The following is an 18,576-nucleotide window of genomic DNA, read 5'->3' as shown; positions in this document are numbered from 1 at the left end:
TTTCCCCTCTTCCTTATATGAACAAGCCTACAATTATATCAATTACTTTAATTCCAATGAACGGTACAATCACTCCACCAAGCCCATAAATAAGTAGGTTTCGGCCAAGTAGTGCATTCGAACTCATCGGTTTATATGCGATACCTTTCATCGCCAATGGAATAAGTAACGGAATAATAACAGCGTTAAATATTAATGCTGATAAAATAGCTGACAGTGGTGATGTTAGTTGCATAATGTTTAATGCTTCCATTTGCGGAATCGCAAGTGTAAACATTGCTGGAATGATGGCGAAATATTTCGCGATATCATTCGCAATACTAAACGTCGTTAACGCACCACGCGTCATTAATAATTGCTTACCGATTCCTACAACCTCAATAATTTTTGTCGGATTCGAATCTAAATCAATCATATTTGCTGCTTCTTTCGCAGCTGTCGTCCCACTATTCATCGCTAATCCAACGTCAGCCTGCGCTAGTGCCGGTGCATCATTTGTACCATCACCTGTCATCGCTACAAGTTTCCCTTTATCTTGCTCTGCTTTAATAACCGCAATTTTATCTTCTGGTTTACACTCAGCAACGAATTCATCTACCCCTGCTTCTTTTGCAATGGTTGCTGCTGTTAATGGGTTATCCCCCGTACACATAACCGTTTTAATCCCCATTTGGCGCAATTGTTCAAAACGTTCACGCATACCAGGTTTTACTGTATCCTTTAAATAAATTAAACCGTAAATACGATTATCCACCGCAACCACAAGTGGTGTCCCGCCCTCTTTGGAAATGGAATCTGCTTTTTGATTTACATCTTTCGGAATTGTTCCGCCTTGTGACCTAACCCATTCAATAACGGCACCAACAGCACCTTTTCTCACTTTCGTTCCGTCCTGTAAATCGACACCACTCATTCTCGTTTCTGCTTTAAATGGAACAAATTCACCTTGTTCTGCAAGTGCTCTATCATATGATAGAGATTTCGTTTTTGCATATTCGATAACTGATCGACCTTCTGGTGTTTCATCTAAAACTGAACTAATCGCAGCCCATTTTCCTACTTGCTCAATCGTCTCATTTCCTACAGGAAGCAATGTATGTGCCATTCGGTTCCCGAAAGTAATCGTACCTGTTTTATCTAAAATGATTGTATTAATATCACCCGCAGCTTCTACTGCTTTACCCGACATTGCTAACACATTGAACTTTGTCACGCGGTCCATCCCGGCAATACCAATTGCTGATAATAAACCACCAATTGTCGTTGGAATTAAACAAACTAACAACGCTACAAGTACAGCTGTATCAATTTGAAACCCTAAATAGTTTGTAAAAATCGGCAACGTCACAACGACGATTAAGAAAATAAGCGTTAAGCTCGTTAATACTGTATTTAAAGCAATCTCATTCGGCGTTTTTTGACGCGCAGCTCCTTCTACTAACGAAATCATTTTATCAATAAATGATTCACCAGGATTGCTCGTAATGACAATTGTAATCTCATCACTTACAACCATCGTTCCGCCTGTTACGGAACAAAAATCACCGCCCGCTTCTTTTATAACAGGAGCGGATTCCCCTGTAATCGCAGATTCATCAACAGATGCTAACCCTTTTATGACTTCTCCATCACTTGGAATCATTTCTCCTTGTTTTACAATAACAACGTCACCTTTTCTCAAATCAGTTGCTGAAACTTGAGCAATGTCTCCATTTTCTTTTATAACATTTGCAAACACATCTTTCTTCGATTGTTTTAAAGAATCGGCTTGCGCTTTCCCCCGTCCTTCTGCTAACGCTTCTGCAAAGTTAGCAAATAAAACTGTGAATAAGAGAATGAGAGAAACTGTTATATTAAACCATCCTGGTACACTGCTAGAATGACTTGGAAGAAAAGATAAAATGAACGTAATGATAAATCCAATTTCTACAACAAACATAATCGGATTCTTTATCATGACTTTCGGATTCAATTTCGCAAAAGATTGTTTCATCGCATGTTTCACGATATCACGATCCATCGTTTTCGCTTGTCTAACTTCATCTTCTACAGCATGTATTTGTGATTCATTTACTCTTTTTTCTTTTACTACTACCGGTCTCATCATTTACCCTCCATTACTTCAATGTAAGAAATTCTGCAATTGGACCGAGTACTAACATCGGGAAGAATGTTAATGCACCGACAATTACAATTGTTCCGATGAAAATGCCACCAAATAAACTATTATCCGTACGGAACGTTCCGACTGTTTCTGGTACAACCGTCTTTTCTTTCAATGAAGCTGCAACAGCCAGCATCGTAATTAAACTGAAATAGCGGCCTAAAAACATAACTAAACCAGTTGTAATATTCCAAAACGGTGTATTATCCGCTAATCCTTCAAATCCAGATCCGTTATTCGCAGCTGACGATGTATATTCATATACCACTTGCGTCAAACCGTGGAAACCGGAATGAGAAATAGCATCCGTTCCTAAACTTGTTGAAAGAGCTAATGCTGAAAATCCTAAAATAAGCAGTGGATGAAATAGTATTGTTACCGCAATTAATTTCATTTCCTTCCCTTCAATTTTCTTACCTAAAAACTCCGGTGTCCGTCCAACCATCAATCCAGATATAAAGACTGCGATAATCGCATACATAATAATGTTCACAAAACCTGCTCCAACGCCGCCGTATACTGTATTTAACATCATATTTACGAGTGGTACTAACCCGCCAATTGGTGTTAACGTATCATGCATCGTATTCACAGCACCTGTTTCAGCAGCTGTCGTTACTGTTGCGTATAGGGAAGAAAATACCGTTCCAAATCGTACTTCTTTTCCTTCTGTACTGCCTTGTACATGTTCGATACCTATTCCATTTAACGCTGGATTCCCATGTAGTTCAGATGTCGTAATCGTTATAAACCCTAGTAAAAACACCATGAATAGTGATACAAAAAGAATACGACCTTGTTTTTTATTTCCTACTATTCGTCCGTACGTAAATGGAAGTGCTGTTGGCAATAACATCATAAGCATCATTTGCAAAATATTACTCATTTGTCCTGGGTTTTCAAAAGGATGCGTAGAGTTTGCTCCGAAAAATCCACCGCCGTTATTTCCAAGTTCCTTAATGGAAACGAATGATGCAACCGGCCCACGTAATATACTTTGTTTCGCGCCATCAATCGTTTGTGCTGTAACTACACCGTCTAAAGTTTGTGGTACACCAAGTGCGACAAAGGCTAGCGCCGCAATAAATGCGATAGGAAGAAATACTCTCGTTAATGCTCTCGTAAAATCAACGAAAAAGTTACCGAGTTCTTTTCCAGCGAGCCCTCTTATAAATGCCATAACGAGTGCTAACGTCGTTGCCGGTGCTGCAAACATTAAAAATGTAATTCCGATTAATTGTGATAAATAAGATAAACCATTTTCACCGCTATAATGCTGTAAGTTTGTATCAGCCATAAAACTAATTGCTGTATTAAAAGCGAGCGTGGGCTCCATTCCTTCAATGTGTGCTGGATTTAATGGCAATACTCCTTGTAGTCTGAAAATGAAATATACGACAACAATCATAAATCCATTTAATAAAACTAATGATAATGCGTACTGTTTCCACGTTTGATTGTATTCTTTTACACCCGTAATTTTAAAAATAAGTTTTTCAAAAGGCCCGAATACTTTATCTAGCTTTTTACTCCCTTGAAAGGCTTTTTCTAAATAAATTCCCGTTGGCTTTGCCACAAGAATAAACAACAGCATTGTAATAACGACTGCGACCCAGATCATAATGAATGACTCCCCCTAATTAAAACTTTTCCGGATTTAATAATGCATACACTAAGTACACCGTAATTGCTGCAACAATAACCGATAAGGCAATCGTCATGATTGCTTCCCTTCTTTCACAACTTTATCTGACCAACTTGCAAGACTTGCCATCGATGCGACTAACACAACAAAAATCCCGATCATCACAACATCTAACATAGCTACCCTCTCCCTTTGTAAAAATTTACCATTAAATAGTCAAAAAAAGAACACTAAGCTCTACTTAGTGTTCGAAATGAACAACACAAAGTAAACCTCCTCTCTAAACGCTTACGAGGTTAGCTGTCGGATTCGGGCCTAAAGAGTAGCCCTACTTTCAAAACTGAAAGATTCACCCCAAGTGACGATGCACAAAATTGGTTCCCCCGCTCCATTTCTGGAACTCAGCGATTTTAGGTTTTTTTGGAAATTTTACGAATGATTTATGAGAGTAAATATACTCCTCTATATTTAACTTGTAAAGAGGCAAATTACTGAAAATAAGAAAATATCCATCTATTTAAACGCTTACATTGAGTGTTATTAATATTTTTTCACCTGTTTTCTCGTCTTTTCTTTCTTTTTCATAGAAATGATCTTTTAAATACGAAATAAAAAGAGCGAATGACATAAAGTGCATAGCTTGTTGCACTTAGCATTCGCTCTTTTTTCATTCACTATTTATTCTCCTTGTAAAAAAGCACGTAAATTTCTCCCGCGAATATAAACTTGTGACAATTCTGCATGTAGCTGCTCATATTCGATAACATCTGTTTTTAAATATAAAGCGTCTTTCGATGGCAATATAATATAGGGCCTTGGAAAAATAGGATCAAGCACCACCAATTCTTGAACTCGATCTACTGATACCGCCCAACGATTCGCTATATCTCCTAGTAACAACACCTTCATCTTCTTTTCCTCCGCCCTATTCAAAAAATAAAAAAGAAATATTATCACAATTCGTAAACACGACAAATGTAGCTCCAATTATTTCATAGAGCCTTGCTGGATATCGTTTATTCCTTGTAACAACAGTAATAGGTGCTTGAAAAGAAAAGCGAATGTGTTCTGTAAAGAAGCTAACGATTGGAAGCTCATCCCCTAGTAAAATTACCTTCTTTATGCACTCACAAATACTAGTAAAATCCTGCTCCTTGCTACAACTATACGTCCAATCAAACCCACAATCCCTAACTTCAGCCGCTATCTCTTCATTTGCTGTAAAAATAATTAACTCATGTTGAAATGCTACTAAATCTCTTAAACTATTTACCTTGCTTTCTTCTCCAACACAAATAAGTGTTAGTTCCATGTACCTCATCCTCCTTAGCATAAAAGAACTCAAACATAGATTGATATTCCCCTATACTAATCAGATTGATGAAGTGATGTATCCATCATGGCACCGTCCTCTCTCAAGACGCTTACGAAGTTAGCTGTCGGATTCGGACTTTGAGAGTAGCCCTACTTTCAAAATTGAAAGATTCACCCCAAGTGACAATGCACAAATTGGTTCCCCCGCTCCATATAATTGGACTCAGCGTATTACAAAAAATATATTCTGGCTGATATATTACTCCTGTATTTAGAAAAAGTAAACAGAAAAAAAGCCAGTTATAAAACTGACTTTTTACTTACCTATGCTTGCGTTTTATTCAAATTATATGCAAAATGATTCGTCGGCCCATGGCCACTTCCAATATTCAACGGCTCTTCAATTGCTATACTAATAAATCGTTTTGCTTCTTGAACTGCCTCTTCAATCGAGTAGCCTTTCGCAAGTCCTGCTGTAACCGCTGAAGCAAATGTGCACCCGCTTCCGTGCGTTTGCTTTGAAGGAATCCGTTCACTTCTAAATTCAATAAACTGCTCACCATCAAAGAGTAAGTCAACTACCTCATTACCTTGATATTCTGCATGTCCACCCTTCATAAGCACGTATTTCGCACCTAATTCATGCAGTACTTTCGCAGCTTCCTTACTATCTTCAACATTATGAATCTCCATCCCAGTTAACACTTCTGCTTCAGGAACATTCGGTGTTACAACTGTTGCTACTGGTAATAAATATTCTTTTAATGCTTGTACTGCTTCTTGTTGTAATAATGATGCACCGCCCTTAGCAATCATAACAGGGTCTAGTACAATATTATTCCAGCCAAATTTATTAATATGTTCTGCTACAATTTGAATAATTTCGCTGCTAAATAACATTCCTAGTTTCACAGCATCTGGTGTTAAATCCGAACCAATTGAATTCAACTGTTCCGTAATACCTTCTAACGGAACTGGATATACCCCTTGAACGCCAAGCGTGTTTTGAGCAGTAATTGCCGTAATAGCCGTCATCCCGTACACACCAAGCTCTTGGAATGTTTTTAAATCTGCTTGAATGCCGGCACCGCCGCCGCTATCAGATCCTGCAATTGTTAAAGCTTTATTTACTTTCATCCCACTCATCCTTTTCTATCCAAAATAGCGATGATAAATTGTTTTTGCTTCGCTTATATCTTTCGTTCCATGTACAAGTACACGACCATCTTTAAAAGCAACTAATCTCTTTTCTTCCACAGAAAATGATAATAAATATGGGTTTACATTTAAATCATTCACACGATCATGCAGCAGCTCTTTGTATCGTTCAAAATCCATTTCCTCTTTATGAGGCGGTCTAATTTGAACTGTATTTCTCCCGCATAAAACAGCTGTTTTTGATGTGTTTTCTTTATTTAAATACGGATACAATGCATTCTCTCCGCACGAAGGACAATTGTGTTTACGAAGCTTTTCCACATTCATACATGAATATTCATTCTTCCATACATCAAACGACACAAGTCCATCTCGAAGTGATTCGTAATCTTCCACTAACAATTTAAGAGCTTCCGTAACTTGATGAGAAACGACGAGAGATACAGCAGGAGATATAATGCCCGCTGTATCACATGTCGCTCCTCCAAGTGGAATCGATTGTAATAAACAAGATAAACATGGCGTTTTACGAGGAAGAATTGTGTAAGAAAGGCCGTAACTTCCTACACATGCTCCATAAACCCATGGAATAGAATACTTTTGCGCTATATCATTTACAATAAAACGTGTTTCAAAATTATCAGTTGCATCAATAATTACATTAACGTTTGTAACAAGTTCTTCTAATTCCTCAGCTGTTACATCTTGAACGAGAGCTTCTATTCTTACTTCACGATTGATCTCTTCTAGACGTTTTTTCGCCGCTACAGCCTTTGGAAGATTATTTTCTACATCACTCTCTGCATACAATTGCTGCCTTTGTAAATTACTCCAATCAACATAATCCCGGTCAACAATCGTTACTGTGCCAACACCAGCTCTTACAAACAGCTCTGCATTTGCACTACCTAATGCACCTGCACCGATAATAAGTACATGTTTTTCTCTTATTTTTCGTTGCCCTTCTTCTCCAATTGGAGAAAATAGTTCTTGGCGAGAATATCGATTATTCAACTACACTCATTCCTTCTAAAGGACTACTTGCTGTTGCACAACGTTTACGTGCAATACGACCTGCCTCAAACCCTAAACGCCCTGCTTCAATGCCTAACTTCATTGCCTGTGCCATTTTAATAGGATCTTTTGCTCCTGACACAGCCGTATTTAATAACACACCATCCGCTCCTAACTCCATTGCAAATGCTGCATCAGCTGGGCTACCAATACCAGCATCAACGATAACTGGTACTCTCGCTTGTTCAATAATGAAGCTTAAATTTAACGGATTTACAATACCAAGCCCTGAACCGATTGGTGATGCTCCTGGCATAATTGCATGCACACCTAGTTCTTGTAATTTACGTGCTAATACAACATCATCAGATGTATACGGAAGAACGATAAACCCTTCTTCTAGTAACATTTCAGATGCCTTTAACGTTTCTACTGGATCAGGTAATAACGTTCTATCATCACCAATAACTTCTACTTTGATCATGTCACAAAGCCCCGAAGCTTTTGCTAATTTTGCAATACGAACCGCTTCTTCAGCATTTTTTGCTCCAGCTGTATTCGGTAATAACTTATATTTTTTCACATCAAGTTTCTCTAATAAATTAGGCTGCTTTGCATCAAATATATCCATACGACGTACTGCGAACGTTAAAACCTCCGCCTCAGATACATCAATTGCCTTTTGCTGCACATCAAAATCAGGGAATTTTCCTGTTCCTAATAAAAGTCTAGAATGAAATGAAAATGGTCCAATGTTTAACATAATCAACCGCCTCCTACGAAAGTTACAATCTCAATTTGGTCTCCATCAAAAACAGATGTATCTGTATGATCGTCTTTTTGTAAAATATCTTTATTACGCTCTACTACAACAATTCTGTTTTCTAACTCTAAATGTGTAAGTAGCTCAGCTACTGTTTTTACACTCTCTGGCACTTCAATTTGATTACCATTAATTTTTAAATTCAAACTTCCATCCCCTTTCTAAACTGTTTTAGAAAGCAATGAATCTAGCAAGTGATTCTCCTGCTTTCCTTCTATTAAATCCGCCATATACTGACCAGAAACAGGACTTAATAAAATACCGTTTCGATAATGCCCAGTACAAGCATATAAACCTTTTATCTCTTCATGCTCTCCCATATAAGGAGCTTCGTGATTCGATTGTGGTCTTAACCCTGCCCATGTGCTTTCCCACTCTGCTTCTTTTAAAGCTGGTAATATTGTATACGCGCGCTCTAATATAGAAGTAATACTTTCCGGTTGCACAGTTTTATGAAACGTATGAGGCTTCATCGTTGCTCCAATTACGTAACGTCCGCCGCGCTTTGGTGCAATGTAAAATCTTTCTTGGAAAATAGGCGCCTTTAAAAGTTGTTTTCTACTTCTTACCGCTACTACTTCTCCTTTAACTGGATATGTACCCCATTCGTGGTGAAAATGACGCAGTAACTTCGTGCTCCATGAACCACCCGCAATAACAACTTTTTCACATGTGATACTACCTTCGCTCGTCACAATCCCGTTCACTTTATTATTTTCAATACGAATATCAAACACTTCTGTCTGTTCATATATGTCAGCACCCGAAAATGATGCAGAATGTGCGAATGCTTTCGTAAGCTCCGGTGCAATAACATGACCATCTTTCGGATAATATACAGCCCCTATAATTGACTCAGAAAGAAATGGTTCTTTCTCTCGTAAACGACCTCCCGTTAGAAAGTAAGAATCTTCACCCGTTTTCTGCTGCCAATCCATAATGTGAAGAATTCTTTCCTTCTCCTCTTCATTTTGAGCAATGCGATAAATGCCTTTCTCTTCATACCCAATATCGATGCCTGTTTTTTCACGTAAAACTTCTGCAAGTTGTGGAAATATAGCACGGCTTTCTCTTGCAAGTTCAAATAGTGGGTCATATGCATCCCATTCTGCCTGAACCCCAAGTAAGCCAGCGGCTGCTTTCGAGGCTTCAGATGCAATTCTTTGCTTCTCTATAATCGCTACTTTATGTCCTCTTTCTGCTAGAAAATGTGCAACTGCACTACCAATGACACCACCGCCAATTATCGCTACATCATACTTCTTACACATGTTTTTCCGCCCACTTTCTTATTGATTCCTTATAAGATTTCGCTTTGCTATACGGGTTACTACTGCTTATAATTCCAGACATAACAGCAATACCACTGACGCCGTTAGTAAGAACATCCCTGGTGTTTTCCGTGGTGATTCCTCCAATTGCTGTAATTGGTATGGATAAACACTTTGCAATGTCTGAAACCTCTTCAAGCCCTCTCGCTGGCACACCTTTTTTACAATCTGTCGGAAATACATGACCATAGACGAGTGAATCCGCTCCATTCTTAAATGCATCGATCGCCTCTTCTAAAGAATGCACAGAATAACCGACATGCAAATAAGAAAACTTTTCTTTCACTGACCTTACATTTGCGCTTCGATATCCTAGCTGTACGCGCGGAATGTTTAATAAAATAGCAATATCAATTCGATCATTTATCACTATTTTTGATGCCGGAAAGCCTTTCTTCAAAAGGCCTTCCACACCTTCATACAATTCCTTCGTACTTTTCTCACGCTCACGAATATGCAAATAATCAATCTCACTTTCAATTTGCATCGCTACATTCACTAACTCTTCGAATGACATGTGACCATTTGAGATTACATGAAGCTCATTTTTCATATTCATTCGCCTACTTTAAAATGTTTTCGAATAATTCATTGGCCGGAACGATTTCTTTCGTCATTCCTTTATCCTTCAGCCATTTATTTTGTTTCTCCCATGATTCTTTTGAATCTGATAAGAATGGCTCATCTTTCGTTTCCATCTTCTCTAATAAAATTTTCATACTTTCTTTTTCAACTTCTGGTACAAGTGGGAAGTTTTCTTTTTCTTGGTGGTTTAATAAAATATTTAATGCTTCATCTGGATTTTTCTTCATGAAATCATAGCCCTTTTTCGTACCACGTAAGAAAGCTTGCAACGCTTCTTTATCTTTTTTCAACGTTTTATCACCTGTTACAAATACAAGCTCATGATAATTTGGTACACCATAATCAGCTGGATTAAAGTATGCTGGTTCATGACCTTCATGACGCATAACAGGTACTTCATGATTAATGTATGCCCCTGTTACCGCATCCACTTTTTTCGTAATTAGTGCCGGTACTAAGTCAAAGCCAACATCGACTACTTTCACTGTATCTGGATTACCACCAGCTTCTTTTACCATCGTTTTTAAATACATCTCACTTAAAGGTGTTCCAGAATATCCAACTGTTTTCCCCTCTAAATCTTTCGGCGATTGAATGCCTGCTGACTTCAGCGATACAACATGATTTAATGGTGAACGTACGACAGCTCCAATTGATTTCACTGGAATTTGTTCATTTGCTTTTGCCATGACAACATCAGGCTGATAATATAAGCCCACTGTTACTTTTCCTGCAGCTGCTAAAGTTAATGGGTCAGTCGGATTGGAAGGGAATTTAATATTCACCTTTACTCCTTCTTCTTTAAAGTAGCCTTTTTCAATTGCCGCATAAATAAAGCTATGTACCGCATTTGGGTACCAATCAAGCATGACCGTTATTTCTTTTTCTTTTTTACTCTTATCTGATGCTGAATTATTAGAACATCCAGCGATCATTGCAACTAATAATGTCAACACAAAGATGCGTTTTAAAAATTTCATGAATGCTTCCTCCAACTAATGAATTTCTTTTCTAATACCGTAATAAGTATGACGAAGAAAATAGCTAATAATGATAACAATACAATCGGTGCAAATACACCCGCTCCGTCTAACTGCGTCATCATTCTTTTACTGAAATACCCTAGCCCAGCTTGTGCACCGAGCCATTCACCAATTGCTGCCCCAATTACACTAAGCGGAACTGCAATTTTTAAAGCTGAGAAAAAATAAGGAAGAGCAGACGGCAACTTTAATTTAAGAAAAACATCTTTTTTCGTTGCCCCGTACGTAACTAAGAGCTCCTCCCATTCTTTTTTCGTACTGCGTAGTCCATCGTACGTATTGACCGCAATTGGGAAAAACGTAATTAATACCGTAACAACAACCTTACTCCAAATCGTATATCCAAACCATAAAACGAAAAGCGGAGCAAGCGCTGTAATCGGAATCGTTTGTGAAGCAACTAATAATGGATAAAATGCTCTCTCCATCCAATTACTCGCATTCATTAACATCGCTAGCCCTACCCCAAGTACGATAGAAATAGCCACCCCTATTAAAACGACGTATAATGTTGCCGGCAAATGAACCGTGAATAATATATCTTTTAGTTTCCATATCTTCATTACAATTGCAGACGGTGACGGTAAAATGTACATTTCATCTACGATTCTTGCGCCTACTTCCCAAAAGGCAAGTAAAATACTAGAAAGTGTAAGGGCAGGCAATAGCTCCTTCAACCGGTTCATCATACGAGTACCTGCCTTTGTAACATACTAAGAAGCTCATCTTTAAGCGCTAACACTTCCGGCTTATATAAATCTTTTCTTGTTCGATTACGATCAAGTGGTACAACCCTCTCGGTTAAAGTAGTTATCGGTTGCTGCTCTACTACTAAAATTCGATTAGAAAGAAACAACGCTTCTTCCACATCATGAGTGATAAATAAAATTGTTTTTTCCCACTCTTTCCATTGTTCAAACAGCCATTCTTGCAAAGATGCCTTCGTTAAAGCGTCCAACGCGCTAAACGGTTCATCTAACAACAATATCTCCCCGCCTGTTAATAAAGTTCGAATGAAAGATACGCGTTGCCTCATACCACCAGATAAATCTTTCGGATATTTTGTCTCATACCCTTGCAACCCAAATTTATATAGCAGCTCCTTTGCCTTTATTTGTGCTTCTTTCTTCTGTACACCTTGGCACTCTAGCGGCAGAGCTGCATTCTCAATAATCGTTCTCCACGGCAGAAGCATATCTTTTTGGGGCATATACCCTACAGGATGGCTCTTTGTTTCTGTCAGCTCTATTTGTCCAGTACTTGCCTCTTCTAAACCTGTAATAAGGCGAAATAAAGTACTTTTCCCGCATCCACTCGGTCCGATAATACTTACAAACTCTTTATCTTGTATAGAAGCATTTAATTCATTGATGATTGGTTTCTCATCATAATGAAAAGAAACATTATGAAACTGTAGTATGTTCTTGCTCCTCAAATCCCCACATCTCCTTACGATAGGACATATCCCAGAATAAATATTCAAATCGGCTGGAATATAGGAAAATCTCCTCTAATCGATCTAGCTCTTTTTCAGACTTTCCAACTGCCATTTCATTCAATAAATCTATTAACCAAATACAAAGGTTACCGTATTCTGCAGAACTATATCCTTGAATCCACTCACCAAAGAACTCATGATCTCTTGCCCCAGGAATATCATTTAAACGCTTTCCAATTTCCCAGTAGCTCCACATACATGGAAGAAGTGCTGCTATTAATTCCGCAAGTGTACCATTTTGAGATACAGACATCATGTAATTTGTATAAGCTAAATTTTTAGCAGATGGCTTTGCAGACTCTATCTCCTCTATAGAAATTCCAAGTCTTTTTGCATACTGTTTATGGATCGTCATTTCTCCATTTAATATGCCATCAATTTGTTCAGCAAATTTCCCCATTACTTGTGGATTTGTTGCCTTTACAACACCAATCGCATATAGCTTTGCATAATCTAACAAATATAAGTAATCTTGAATAATGTAATACTGAAACTTATCTTTTTCTAACGTGCCATCCCCCATACCTACTACAAACGGATGATTATGACTCATCTCCCAAACTGGTTGTACAGTTTCTAATAATCTATCGCAAAATTTCATTTCCCTATCCCCTTCCGGTATGTGTATATAAATAAAAAACCACTTCTAAATAAGAAGTGGTTACAGCAAATAAAATTATAATTTATTCGTTGCTCCACTTCCCTTCGCTAGTATTACCTAGATCAGGTGTTATAAGGGTTAAGGATTATTCCTCTCTCAGCACAACAAGCACCCCTAGTGGTTTCAATATGAAATTTTCAAATAAAAAAGCCCCGTTTCTATACGCAAAGAAACGGGGACTCATTATTAGTGTCCGAATTGCTTCCCTACGCTAGCATAATCTAGATCAGGTAATGAAAAGGATCAAAGGCTTATGGCCTACTCTCAGCTGGCAACACCAGCTCTCCTAGCAAACTATGAAATTAACACTGTCAGTATAACATCGTAATAAGACATCATCAACTGTTTTAATTTTCTCAATTGTCAACAAAATAATGAAACTATATAATACTTATATTCTATGTTAGAAATTATTATCCTAATGAATTGGATAATAAGGAATCATTATCCTCAAAAAATTTATTTTTATATTGATTTCATATTACATTTATGTGAATACACCCACTATATTATATCTTTATACTATAATAAAATTACAACTATACAACTAGAGGAGGTCTCTATTATATGAATATGAAAGCTACCGCTTTAACAGCAACTACTGTCGCAATTGCCTCTTTACTTCCTTCTATGGGAGAAACAAATGTAAAAACAGCCAACGCTGAACAATTATCTAATGTGAAAACTGGATATGTCAAAGTCGATCAAGTAGCCTTACATACAAAAGATAACGCAAATAGCTCTTCAATTGATACAATTCGCTTTAATACGAAAGTGAACATACTTGAAACAACTAATGGCTGGTATAAAGTATCTGTTAATAATAAAGTAGGTTACGTACAAAAAGATGCTATTCTACTAAAAAACAAACTTCAATCTAATAATCAATACATCGTTAATGCCAATGCATTAAACGTTCGTTCTGAACCTAATTTAGAATCTTCAATTTTAGATGTATTACCAAATGGGAAATTCGTTACCATTCAAGAAGAACAAGGTGAGTGGTATAAAATTTTACATAATGGCAGAACAGGTTACGTACAAAAAGCATTCGTATCTAATGGTTCACAGTCTTTAGTAAAAGGCATCACAGTTCAAAATAATACGAAATACACAGTTGCAACACCTAAACTTAATGTACGTAGCAACGCTAGTACAAGTAGTGCACTACTTGGTTCATTACAAAATGGTACACAAATACAAGTAGTGGAAACTGTGGGAACTTGGTATAAAATTCGTTTTGGCACAGGATACGGATACGTGGCAAAACATTATGTGATGCAAAATCAAACACAATCACAAGCTCAAACAGCTCAATCTACTTCCATTCCAGCTGTTTTCAAATTTCCTACTCAAGGAAGAATTAGCTCAACCTTTGATATGCGCTGGGAACAAATGCATTATGGTATAGATATTGCAGCTCAAGGTAATGTCTCTATCCAGGCAGCGGCTGCAGGTAAAGTAGTGAAATCATATTATTCAGCTAGCTATGGCAATGTTGTGTTCGTCGCCCATCAAATAAACGGGAAATTATATACAACAGTCTATGCACACATGAAAGATCGCACTGTACAAGCTGGTGATCAAGTACAAGCTGGACAATTAGTAGGTCATATGGGAAACACAGGTCATTCATACGGGCAACATCTTCATTTTGAGTTACACAATGGAGAATGGAATTTTGAAAAAACAAATGCAGTAAACCCACTGCCATATTTAGTTAGGTAAATTGTATGCCACGTAATATCAATATACCTCTCTTAATTGAATACTTAGCCTTTTTAGGCTTAATCTGTTGTTTAATCATTTATAATACAAACACTGTATTTTTATCTATTATCATTGCTTTTGTTGCTTTAGAAATTATGATGGAATCTTTTCAAGTACAACTAAAACAAAAAATTGCCCATATTTATAATGCCATCTTTCTATTAAGTGCCCTAATAACAAATATTATTAGTAATGGTTTTTATTTATCTACCGTATATCCTGTATTCTTTATGGCTGTTTTATTATTCATAGCTAGGTACATTCATGTTCCTAAAAACAAGAAACACGAACAAGAAGCTTAGAAAGAGGAGACACTGTGTACCGATCTTTCAAAGATAATCCGCTAAAATATATATTAAATTTATATAAAAAAACAAATACTTTTTTTGGTATACAAGGAAGTAATACTGCACAATTTCTCCTTTATGGAATGTTATTGCTCATTTTAATTGCGTTCTCCTTGTTTTACTAATAAAAAAAGGATCTCAAATAAATTTGAGATCCTTTTTAATTTATATAAATTTTTTATATAGAAAATGCTCTTTATCCGCAAGCATATTTTTCATAAATAAAGCTAAGATTATATTTTTTCTCTAAGCTCATTCTTTGTTCATCATCACACCAATAGAACAGAATGTCATGAATCGTTGCATAACGCTTATTTTTAAGAAATAGTTTAAAGAATGATGGTAAACAATCATGTAATTGTATAAATATATAATTGCGTAATATTTCTTCTTTATATTCAATGCCCTTACAAATATACAGTAATTCTTCACAATAATATGCATGTTGTGGAACTTGAATCATTTCGAAAAATGGCACATATGATAATAACTTCCCGATAAAATGATCATATCGATCCATTATTCCTATCGTCATATGCTCCATCATTTCTTTCATTACATATAAATAATCATCTACATGAGTAGTTTTCAATGGATCTAATCGATCTGAAATTTGAGAAAGTACAGCTCTTTGACAAGCTAACACCGCTTGACTAGGTCCATAATATGATAGGAAGTCTGTACACTTACGATATTTTCGTAATAAGTCATGTGTGTATAAGTCATACACAAACGTATTACAATACATCGCTAGACTCATCATATCACTATTTAATTGCTCTTTTGATAGTAATTTAGCTCTCTTACACATATAAAAGAATGTAAATTCCAATACTTCTTTATGAGATAATAGATGCTTACAATCCGTAATACATTTCTCATTAAATTTAACTCTATCCCAAATTTCTACATCCTCATCAGTCAATTCACCAATACGATATTTAATAATTAAATAGTTTAAAGCAACCGCCTGCGTCAAAAGATCCCACGTTTCATATTCCAATGAAGTGTGAACAAACTCAGCTAGTCCTTGAGTTATCATAAAAGTATTTGCTTCTTCATACCAACCAATCTCTTGGCATAAGCGAAGAATACGTACTAGAGTTGGAATTTCATCTTTATGAAACTGCGGTAAATTCTTTACTTTATTCATTCCATATACGATAAATGCCGCTAAATTTTCTTCTTTATAAAATTCTTTTTCTTTCCATACTAATATAGTTCGTTCTTTCCCTCCACCTTTTGGATGACAAGGTACAAGCAAAGATAATAATTCAGCGAAATTATCTGGTTCTATATATGTATCTGTAACCAAATTCCAATTTGGATCGCGCTGTACAGCCCTCATATAATTCCCCTTCCCTTTTGTCTACATAGGAAATATTAATCCATTATTACATCATTAACGATGAATATTGTTATATTCGAAATCTTTCATAATACTTATATCTATCAGTATATCATTTTTTCTCTTATTTAAAATTAGGAATGACAAATTTAAAAAAACTGTCGAAATTATTAACTGTATACTTATATTATATAATGTCTCAGATACATCATGCTAACATATTAGTTTAATCCATATACTAGAATAATGCATCTGATTTTGATACGTAACTTATCCCACTAATAAAAGTCTCTCTTCATTCCGTATGCTCCGAAATTTCACTTAAAGCAAATCCAGCTTGATCATCTGCCGATTCTCTTATAGCTAAATCACCTAGTGCTAGCATCCCAACAAGTTGACCACCCTCAACTACTGGTAATCGTCTAATTTGATACTGTGCCATTAACTCTGTAGCTTTTTCAATAGAATCATCTGGAGAAACTGAAACAATGTTTGTTGTCATTACATTTGTAATTTTATTAGATCCAGGATGTTTCTCAGCAATCCCACGAATAACTAAATCTCGGTCCGTAACAAGCCCAACAACTTGCTCATTTTCAACAACTGGAATCAATCCAATCGATTCTTCTTTCATCTTTACAGCAGCCTCATATACATTGTCTAGCGGTGTACAATGTACAACATGAGTACTCATAACGTCTCTCACTCGTGTCATTTTTGTCTCCTCCTTTTTATACATACCATAGCTTTTCCTAAATCCCTTTATTTATTTCAGGAAAATCAGTTGATAACAGAGGATTCTACAAAATAAAAAAGAGTCAGCATATTGCTGACTCTTTTTTTATGACCCGTACGGGATTCGAACCCGTGTTACCGCCGTGAAAGGGCGGTGTCTTAACCACTTGACCAACGGGCCATGGCTCCGCAGGTAGGACTCGAACCTACGACCGATCGGTTAACAGCCGATAGCTCTACCACTGAGCTACTGCGGAATAATATATGGTGGGCCTAAATGGACTCGAACCATCGACCTCACGCTTATCAGGCGTGCGCTCTAACCAGCTGAGCTATAGGCCCATATACTTACAGGGGCAGTAGGAATCGAACCCACACTGGAGGTTTTGGAGACCTCAGTTCTACCTTTAAACTATGCCCCTAAAGGATGCCGACTAGAGGACTTGAACCCCCAACCTACTGATTACAAGTCAGTTGCTCTACCAATTGAGCTAAGTCGGCATAAAAAAAAATGGTGGCTCGGGACGGAATCGAACCGCCGACACGAGGATTTTCAGTCCTCTGCTCTACCGACTGAGCTACCGAGCCAACATAAATGGCGGTCCCGACCGGGTTCGAACCGGCGATCTCCTGCGTGACAGGCAGGCATGTTAACCACTACACCACGGGACCATTTGGTTGCGGGGACAGGATTTGAACCTGCGACCTTCGGGTTATGAGCCCGACGAGCTACCGTGCTGCTCCACCCCGCGACAATATAATATTTTAAAAAATGGAGGAGGTAGAGGGATTCGAACCCCCGCGCGACTCTCGCCGCCTGTCGGTTTTCAAGACCGATCCCTTCAGCCGAACTTGGGTATACCTCCATGAAGGAAAAAAGAAATATTTTATTATTTATGTCTAAACCATTTAAAAAGAAAATGGAGGAGGTAGAGGGATTCGAACCCCCGCGCGATTCTCACCGCCTGTCGGTTTTCAAGACCGATCCCTTCAGCCGAACTTGGGTATACCTCCGAGACATATAATAAATAAAGTGGAGCCTAGCGGGATCGAACCGCTGACCTCCTGCGTGCAAGGCAGGCGCTCTCCCAGCTGAGCTAAGGCCCCATGTTTTTGGGAATATCGGGAAGACAGGATTTG

20 protein-coding genes, 11 tRNA genes and 4 riboswitches are annotated in these 18,576 nt (G+C 37.4%); of the genes, 2 read left to right on the top strand and 29 right to left on the bottom strand.

What is annotated here, in order from left to right:
- Positions 1 to 13: 13 nt before the first annotated feature.
- The 16 genes from kdpB to tenA form a co-directional block, all read right to left on the bottom strand.
- A complete protein-coding gene (gene kdpB, locus K5S59_RS19405; RefSeq protein ID WP_001248023.1) occupies positions 14 to 2,104 on the bottom strand; it encodes a potassium-transporting ATPase subunit KdpB in 2,091 nt (696 codons plus the stop codon).
- A gap of 13 nt (positions 2,105 to 2,117) precedes the next feature.
- A complete protein-coding gene (gene kdpA, locus K5S59_RS19400) occupies positions 2,118 to 3,785 on the bottom strand; it encodes a potassium-transporting ATPase subunit KdpA (RefSeq protein WP_120449496.1) in 1,668 nt (555 codons plus the stop codon).
- A 19-nt stretch (positions 3,786 to 3,804) separates the two neighbouring features.
- Entirely contained in the window at positions 3,805 to 3,885 is an 81-nt protein-coding gene (gene kdpF, locus K5S59_RS19395; RefSeq protein ID WP_000150656.1) for a K(+)-transporting ATPase subunit F, read from the bottom strand.
- Positions 3,882 to 3,986 (bottom strand): SipW-dependent-type signal peptide-containing protein, encoded by a 105-nt coding sequence (locus K5S59_RS19390; protein ID WP_000887889.1) that lies wholly within the window; start codon positions 3,984 to 3,986, stop codon positions 3,882 to 3,884. Before K5S59_RS19390 ends, kdpF begins: the two co-directional genes overlap by 4 nt.
- Positions 3,987 to 4,080: 94 nt before the next feature.
- Positions 4,081 to 4,226: riboswitch (cyclic di-AMP (ydaO/yuaA leader) on the bottom strand.
- Between the two features lie 261 nt (positions 4,227 to 4,487).
- On the bottom strand, positions 4,488 to 4,718 hold the full coding sequence (locus K5S59_RS19385) for a hypothetical protein (protein ID WP_000866304.1): 231 nt from the start codon (positions 4,716 to 4,718) through the stop codon (positions 4,488 to 4,490).
- 16 nt (positions 4,719 to 4,734) lie between these two features.
- Positions 4,735 to 5,121: a hypothetical protein gene (locus K5S59_RS19380; RefSeq protein WP_000424082.1), complete on the bottom strand. Its 387-nt coding sequence runs from the start codon at positions 5,119 to 5,121 to the stop codon at positions 4,735 to 4,737.
- 93 nt (positions 5,122 to 5,214) lie between these two features.
- Positions 5,215 to 5,362: riboswitch (cyclic di-AMP (ydaO/yuaA leader) on the bottom strand.
- Between the two features lie 85 nt (positions 5,363 to 5,447).
- The gene (gene thiD, locus K5S59_RS19375; RefSeq protein WP_002070538.1) at positions 5,448 to 6,269 is read right to left on the bottom strand and encodes a bifunctional hydroxymethylpyrimidine kinase/phosphomethylpyrimidine kinase; all 822 of its coding nucleotides are present in this window, start codon (positions 6,267 to 6,269) and stop codon (positions 5,448 to 5,450) included.
- Positions 6,270 to 6,275: 6 nt separating this feature from the next.
- Positions 6,276 to 7,295, bottom strand: coding sequence for a thiazole biosynthesis adenylyltransferase ThiF (locus K5S59_RS19370; RefSeq protein WP_001065452.1), 1,020 nt, complete (start codon positions 7,293 to 7,295; stop codon positions 6,276 to 6,278).
- Positions 7,288 to 8,058 (bottom strand): thiazole synthase, encoded by a 771-nt coding sequence (gene thiG / locus K5S59_RS19365; RefSeq protein WP_000931989.1) that lies wholly within the window; start codon positions 8,056 to 8,058, stop codon positions 7,288 to 7,290. Before thiG ends, K5S59_RS19370 begins: the two co-directional genes overlap by 8 nt.
- Before the next feature lie 2 nt (positions 8,059 to 8,060).
- Positions 8,061 to 8,264 carry a sulfur carrier protein ThiS gene (thiS, locus tag K5S59_RS19360; protein ID WP_001049508.1) on the bottom strand — a complete coding sequence of 68 codons (204 nt, stop codon included), beginning with the start codon at positions 8,262 to 8,264 and terminating at the stop codon, positions 8,061 to 8,063.
- A 15-nt stretch (positions 8,265 to 8,279) separates the two neighbouring features.
- Entirely contained in the window at positions 8,280 to 9,389 is a 1,110-nt protein-coding gene (thiO, locus tag K5S59_RS19355) for a glycine oxidase ThiO (RefSeq protein WP_000335167.1), read from the bottom strand.
- The gene (gene tenI, locus K5S59_RS19350) at positions 9,382 to 10,002 is read right to left on the bottom strand and encodes a thiazole tautomerase TenI (RefSeq protein ID WP_000787176.1); all 621 of its coding nucleotides are present in this window, start codon (positions 10,000 to 10,002) and stop codon (positions 9,382 to 9,384) included. The genes thiO and tenI overlap by 8 nt, the downstream gene beginning before the upstream one ends.
- Positions 10,003 to 10,012: 10 nt before the next feature.
- On the bottom strand, positions 10,013 to 11,014 hold the full coding sequence (locus K5S59_RS19345; RefSeq protein WP_000670439.1) for an ABC transporter substrate-binding protein: 1,002 nt from the start codon (positions 11,012 to 11,014) through the stop codon (positions 10,013 to 10,015).
- Positions 11,011 to 11,763: an ABC transporter permease gene (locus K5S59_RS19340; RefSeq protein ID WP_002070529.1), complete on the bottom strand. Its 753-nt coding sequence runs from the start codon at positions 11,761 to 11,763 to the stop codon at positions 11,011 to 11,013. Before K5S59_RS19340 ends, K5S59_RS19345 begins: the two co-directional genes overlap by 4 nt.
- Positions 11,763 to 12,512 (bottom strand): ABC transporter ATP-binding protein, encoded by a 750-nt coding sequence (locus K5S59_RS19335; protein WP_001256817.1) that lies wholly within the window; start codon positions 12,510 to 12,512, stop codon positions 11,763 to 11,765. The genes K5S59_RS19340 and K5S59_RS19335 overlap by 1 nt, the downstream gene beginning before the upstream one ends.
- Entirely contained in the window at positions 12,481 to 13,176 is a 696-nt protein-coding gene (tenA, locus tag K5S59_RS19330) for a thiaminase II (RefSeq protein WP_000666823.1), read from the bottom strand. Before tenA ends, K5S59_RS19335 begins: the two co-directional genes overlap by 32 nt.
- Before the next feature lie 82 nt (positions 13,177 to 13,258).
- Positions 13,259 to 13,362, bottom strand: a riboswitch (TPP riboswitch).
- A gap of 60 nt (positions 13,363 to 13,422) precedes the next feature.
- A riboswitch (TPP riboswitch) is annotated at positions 13,423 to 13,534 on the bottom strand.
- Between the two features lie 269 nt (positions 13,535 to 13,803).
- Between tenA and K5S59_RS19325 the strand changes: the two genes are divergently transcribed.
- Positions 13,804 to 14,964 carry an SH3 domain-containing protein gene (locus K5S59_RS19325; RefSeq protein WP_001056027.1) on the top strand — a complete coding sequence of 387 codons (1,161 nt, stop codon included), beginning with the start codon at positions 13,804 to 13,806 and terminating at the stop codon, positions 14,962 to 14,964.
- A 5-nt stretch (positions 14,965 to 14,969) separates the two neighbouring features.
- Positions 14,970 to 15,308, top strand: a complete 339-nt coding sequence (locus tag K5S59_RS19320; protein ID WP_001137810.1) for a hypothetical protein — start codon at positions 14,970 to 14,972, stop codon at positions 15,306 to 15,308.
- A gap of 241 nt (positions 15,309 to 15,549) precedes the next feature.
- Here K5S59_RS19320 and K5S59_RS19315 read toward each other — a convergent pair whose 3' ends face one another.
- The 13 genes from K5S59_RS19315 to K5S59_RS19255 form a co-directional block, all read right to left on the bottom strand.
- Positions 15,550 to 16,701 carry a DUF3965 domain-containing protein gene (locus tag K5S59_RS19315; RefSeq protein ID WP_097844471.1) on the bottom strand — a complete coding sequence of 384 codons (1,152 nt, stop codon included), beginning with the start codon at positions 16,699 to 16,701 and terminating at the stop codon, positions 15,550 to 15,552.
- A 295-nt stretch (positions 16,702 to 16,996) separates the two neighbouring features.
- Positions 16,997 to 17,416, bottom strand: coding sequence for a CBS domain-containing protein (locus K5S59_RS19310; protein WP_000199029.1), 420 nt, complete (start codon positions 17,414 to 17,416; stop codon positions 16,997 to 16,999).
- A 129-nt stretch (positions 17,417 to 17,545) separates the two neighbouring features.
- Positions 17,546 to 17,617: transfer RNA gene (locus K5S59_RS19305), tRNA-Glu, on the bottom strand.
- 1 nt (position 17,618) lies between these two features.
- Positions 17,619 to 17,693 (bottom strand) — tRNA-Asn (locus tag K5S59_RS19300).
- A gap of 8 nt (positions 17,694 to 17,701) precedes the next feature.
- Positions 17,702 to 17,778, bottom strand: a tRNA-Ile gene (locus K5S59_RS19295).
- Positions 17,779 to 17,787: 9 nt separating this feature from the next.
- Positions 17,788 to 17,858 (bottom strand) — tRNA-Trp (locus tag K5S59_RS19290).
- A gap of 6 nt (positions 17,859 to 17,864) precedes the next feature.
- A tRNA-Thr gene (locus K5S59_RS19285) sits at positions 17,865 to 17,937 on the bottom strand.
- 11 nt (positions 17,938 to 17,948) lie between these two features.
- A tRNA-Phe gene (locus K5S59_RS19280) sits at positions 17,949 to 18,024 on the bottom strand.
- A gap of 8 nt (positions 18,025 to 18,032) precedes the next feature.
- A tRNA-Asp gene (locus K5S59_RS19275) sits at positions 18,033 to 18,108 on the bottom strand.
- Positions 18,109 to 18,111: 3 nt separating this feature from the next.
- Positions 18,112 to 18,188, bottom strand: a tRNA-Met gene (locus K5S59_RS19270).
- Between the two features lie 21 nt (positions 18,189 to 18,209).
- Positions 18,210 to 18,302: transfer RNA gene (locus K5S59_RS19265), tRNA-Ser, on the bottom strand.
- A 55-nt stretch (positions 18,303 to 18,357) separates the two neighbouring features.
- Positions 18,358 to 18,450: transfer RNA gene (locus tag K5S59_RS19260), tRNA-Ser, on the bottom strand.
- 20 nt (positions 18,451 to 18,470) lie between these two features.
- Positions 18,471 to 18,543: transfer RNA gene (locus K5S59_RS19255), tRNA-Ala, on the bottom strand.
- Between the last annotated feature and the right edge of the window lie 33 nt (positions 18,544 to 18,576).

The organism is Bacillus sp. BML-BC051 (assembly GCF_019656175.1).
Classification (GTDB): Bacteria; Bacillota; Bacilli; order Bacillales; family Bacillaceae_G; genus Bacillus_A; species Bacillus_A mobilis.
Note: the sequence above shows the minus strand (reverse complement) of the source record. Positions and strands in the feature narration are given on the sequence as shown.

Bases quoted from the DNA above. Each gene is read 5' to 3' on its own strand.
- thiD (WP_002070538.1), bottom strand. From the start codon at position 6,269: ATGAGTGGGATGAAAGTAAATAAAGCTTTAACAATTGCAGGATCTGAT.
- kdpB (WP_001248023.1), bottom strand. From the start codon at position 2,104: ATGAGACCGGTAGTAGTAAAAGAAAAAAGAGTAAATGAATCACAAATA.
- thiO (WP_000335167.1), bottom strand. From the start codon at position 9,389: ATGTGTAAGAAGTATGATGTAGCGATAATTGGCGGTGGTGTCATTGGT.
- K5S59_RS19315 (WP_097844471.1), bottom strand. From the start codon at position 16,701: ATGAGGGCTGTACAGCGCGATCCAAATTGGAATTTGGTTACAGATACA.
- K5S59_RS19320 (WP_001137810.1), top strand. From the start codon at position 14,970: ATGCCACGTAATATCAATATACCTCTCTTAATTGAATACTTAGCCTTT.
- K5S59_RS19380 (WP_000424082.1), bottom strand. From the start codon at position 5,121: ATGGAACTAACACTTATTTGTGTTGGAGAAGAAAGCAAGGTAAATAGT.
- K5S59_RS19340 (WP_002070529.1), bottom strand. From the start codon at position 11,763: ATGAACCGGTTGAAGGAGCTATTGCCTGCCCTTACACTTTCTAGTATT.
- K5S59_RS19310 (WP_000199029.1), bottom strand. From the start codon at position 17,416: ATGACACGAGTGAGAGACGTTATGAGTACTCATGTTGTACATTGTACA.
- K5S59_RS19325 (WP_001056027.1), top strand. From the start codon at position 13,804: ATGAATATGAAAGCTACCGCTTTAACAGCAACTACTGTCGCAATTGCC.
- K5S59_RS19345 (WP_000670439.1), bottom strand. From the start codon at position 11,014: ATGAAATTTTTAAAACGCATCTTTGTGTTGACATTATTAGTTGCAATG.
- kdpF (WP_000150656.1), bottom strand. From the start codon at position 3,885: ATGACGATTGCCTTATCGGTTATTGTTGCAGCAATTACGGTGTACTTA.
- K5S59_RS19390 (WP_000887889.1), bottom strand. From the start codon at position 3,986: ATGTTAGATGTTGTGATGATCGGGATTTTTGTTGTGTTAGTCGCATCG.
- kdpA (WP_120449496.1), bottom strand. From the start codon at position 3,785: ATGATCTGGGTCGCAGTCGTTATTACAATGCTGTTGTTTATTCTTGTG.
- tenA (WP_000666823.1), bottom strand. From the start codon at position 13,176: ATGAAATTTTGCGATAGATTATTAGAAACTGTACAACCAGTTTGGGAG.
- thiG (WP_000931989.1), bottom strand. From the start codon at position 8,058: ATGTTAAACATTGGACCATTTTCATTTCATTCTAGACTTTTATTAGGA.
- tenI (WP_000787176.1), bottom strand. From the start codon at position 10,002: ATGAAAAATGAGCTTCATGTAATCTCAAATGGTCACATGTCATTCGAA.
- K5S59_RS19385 (WP_000866304.1), bottom strand. From the start codon at position 4,718: ATGAAGGTGTTGTTACTAGGAGATATAGCGAATCGTTGGGCGGTATCA.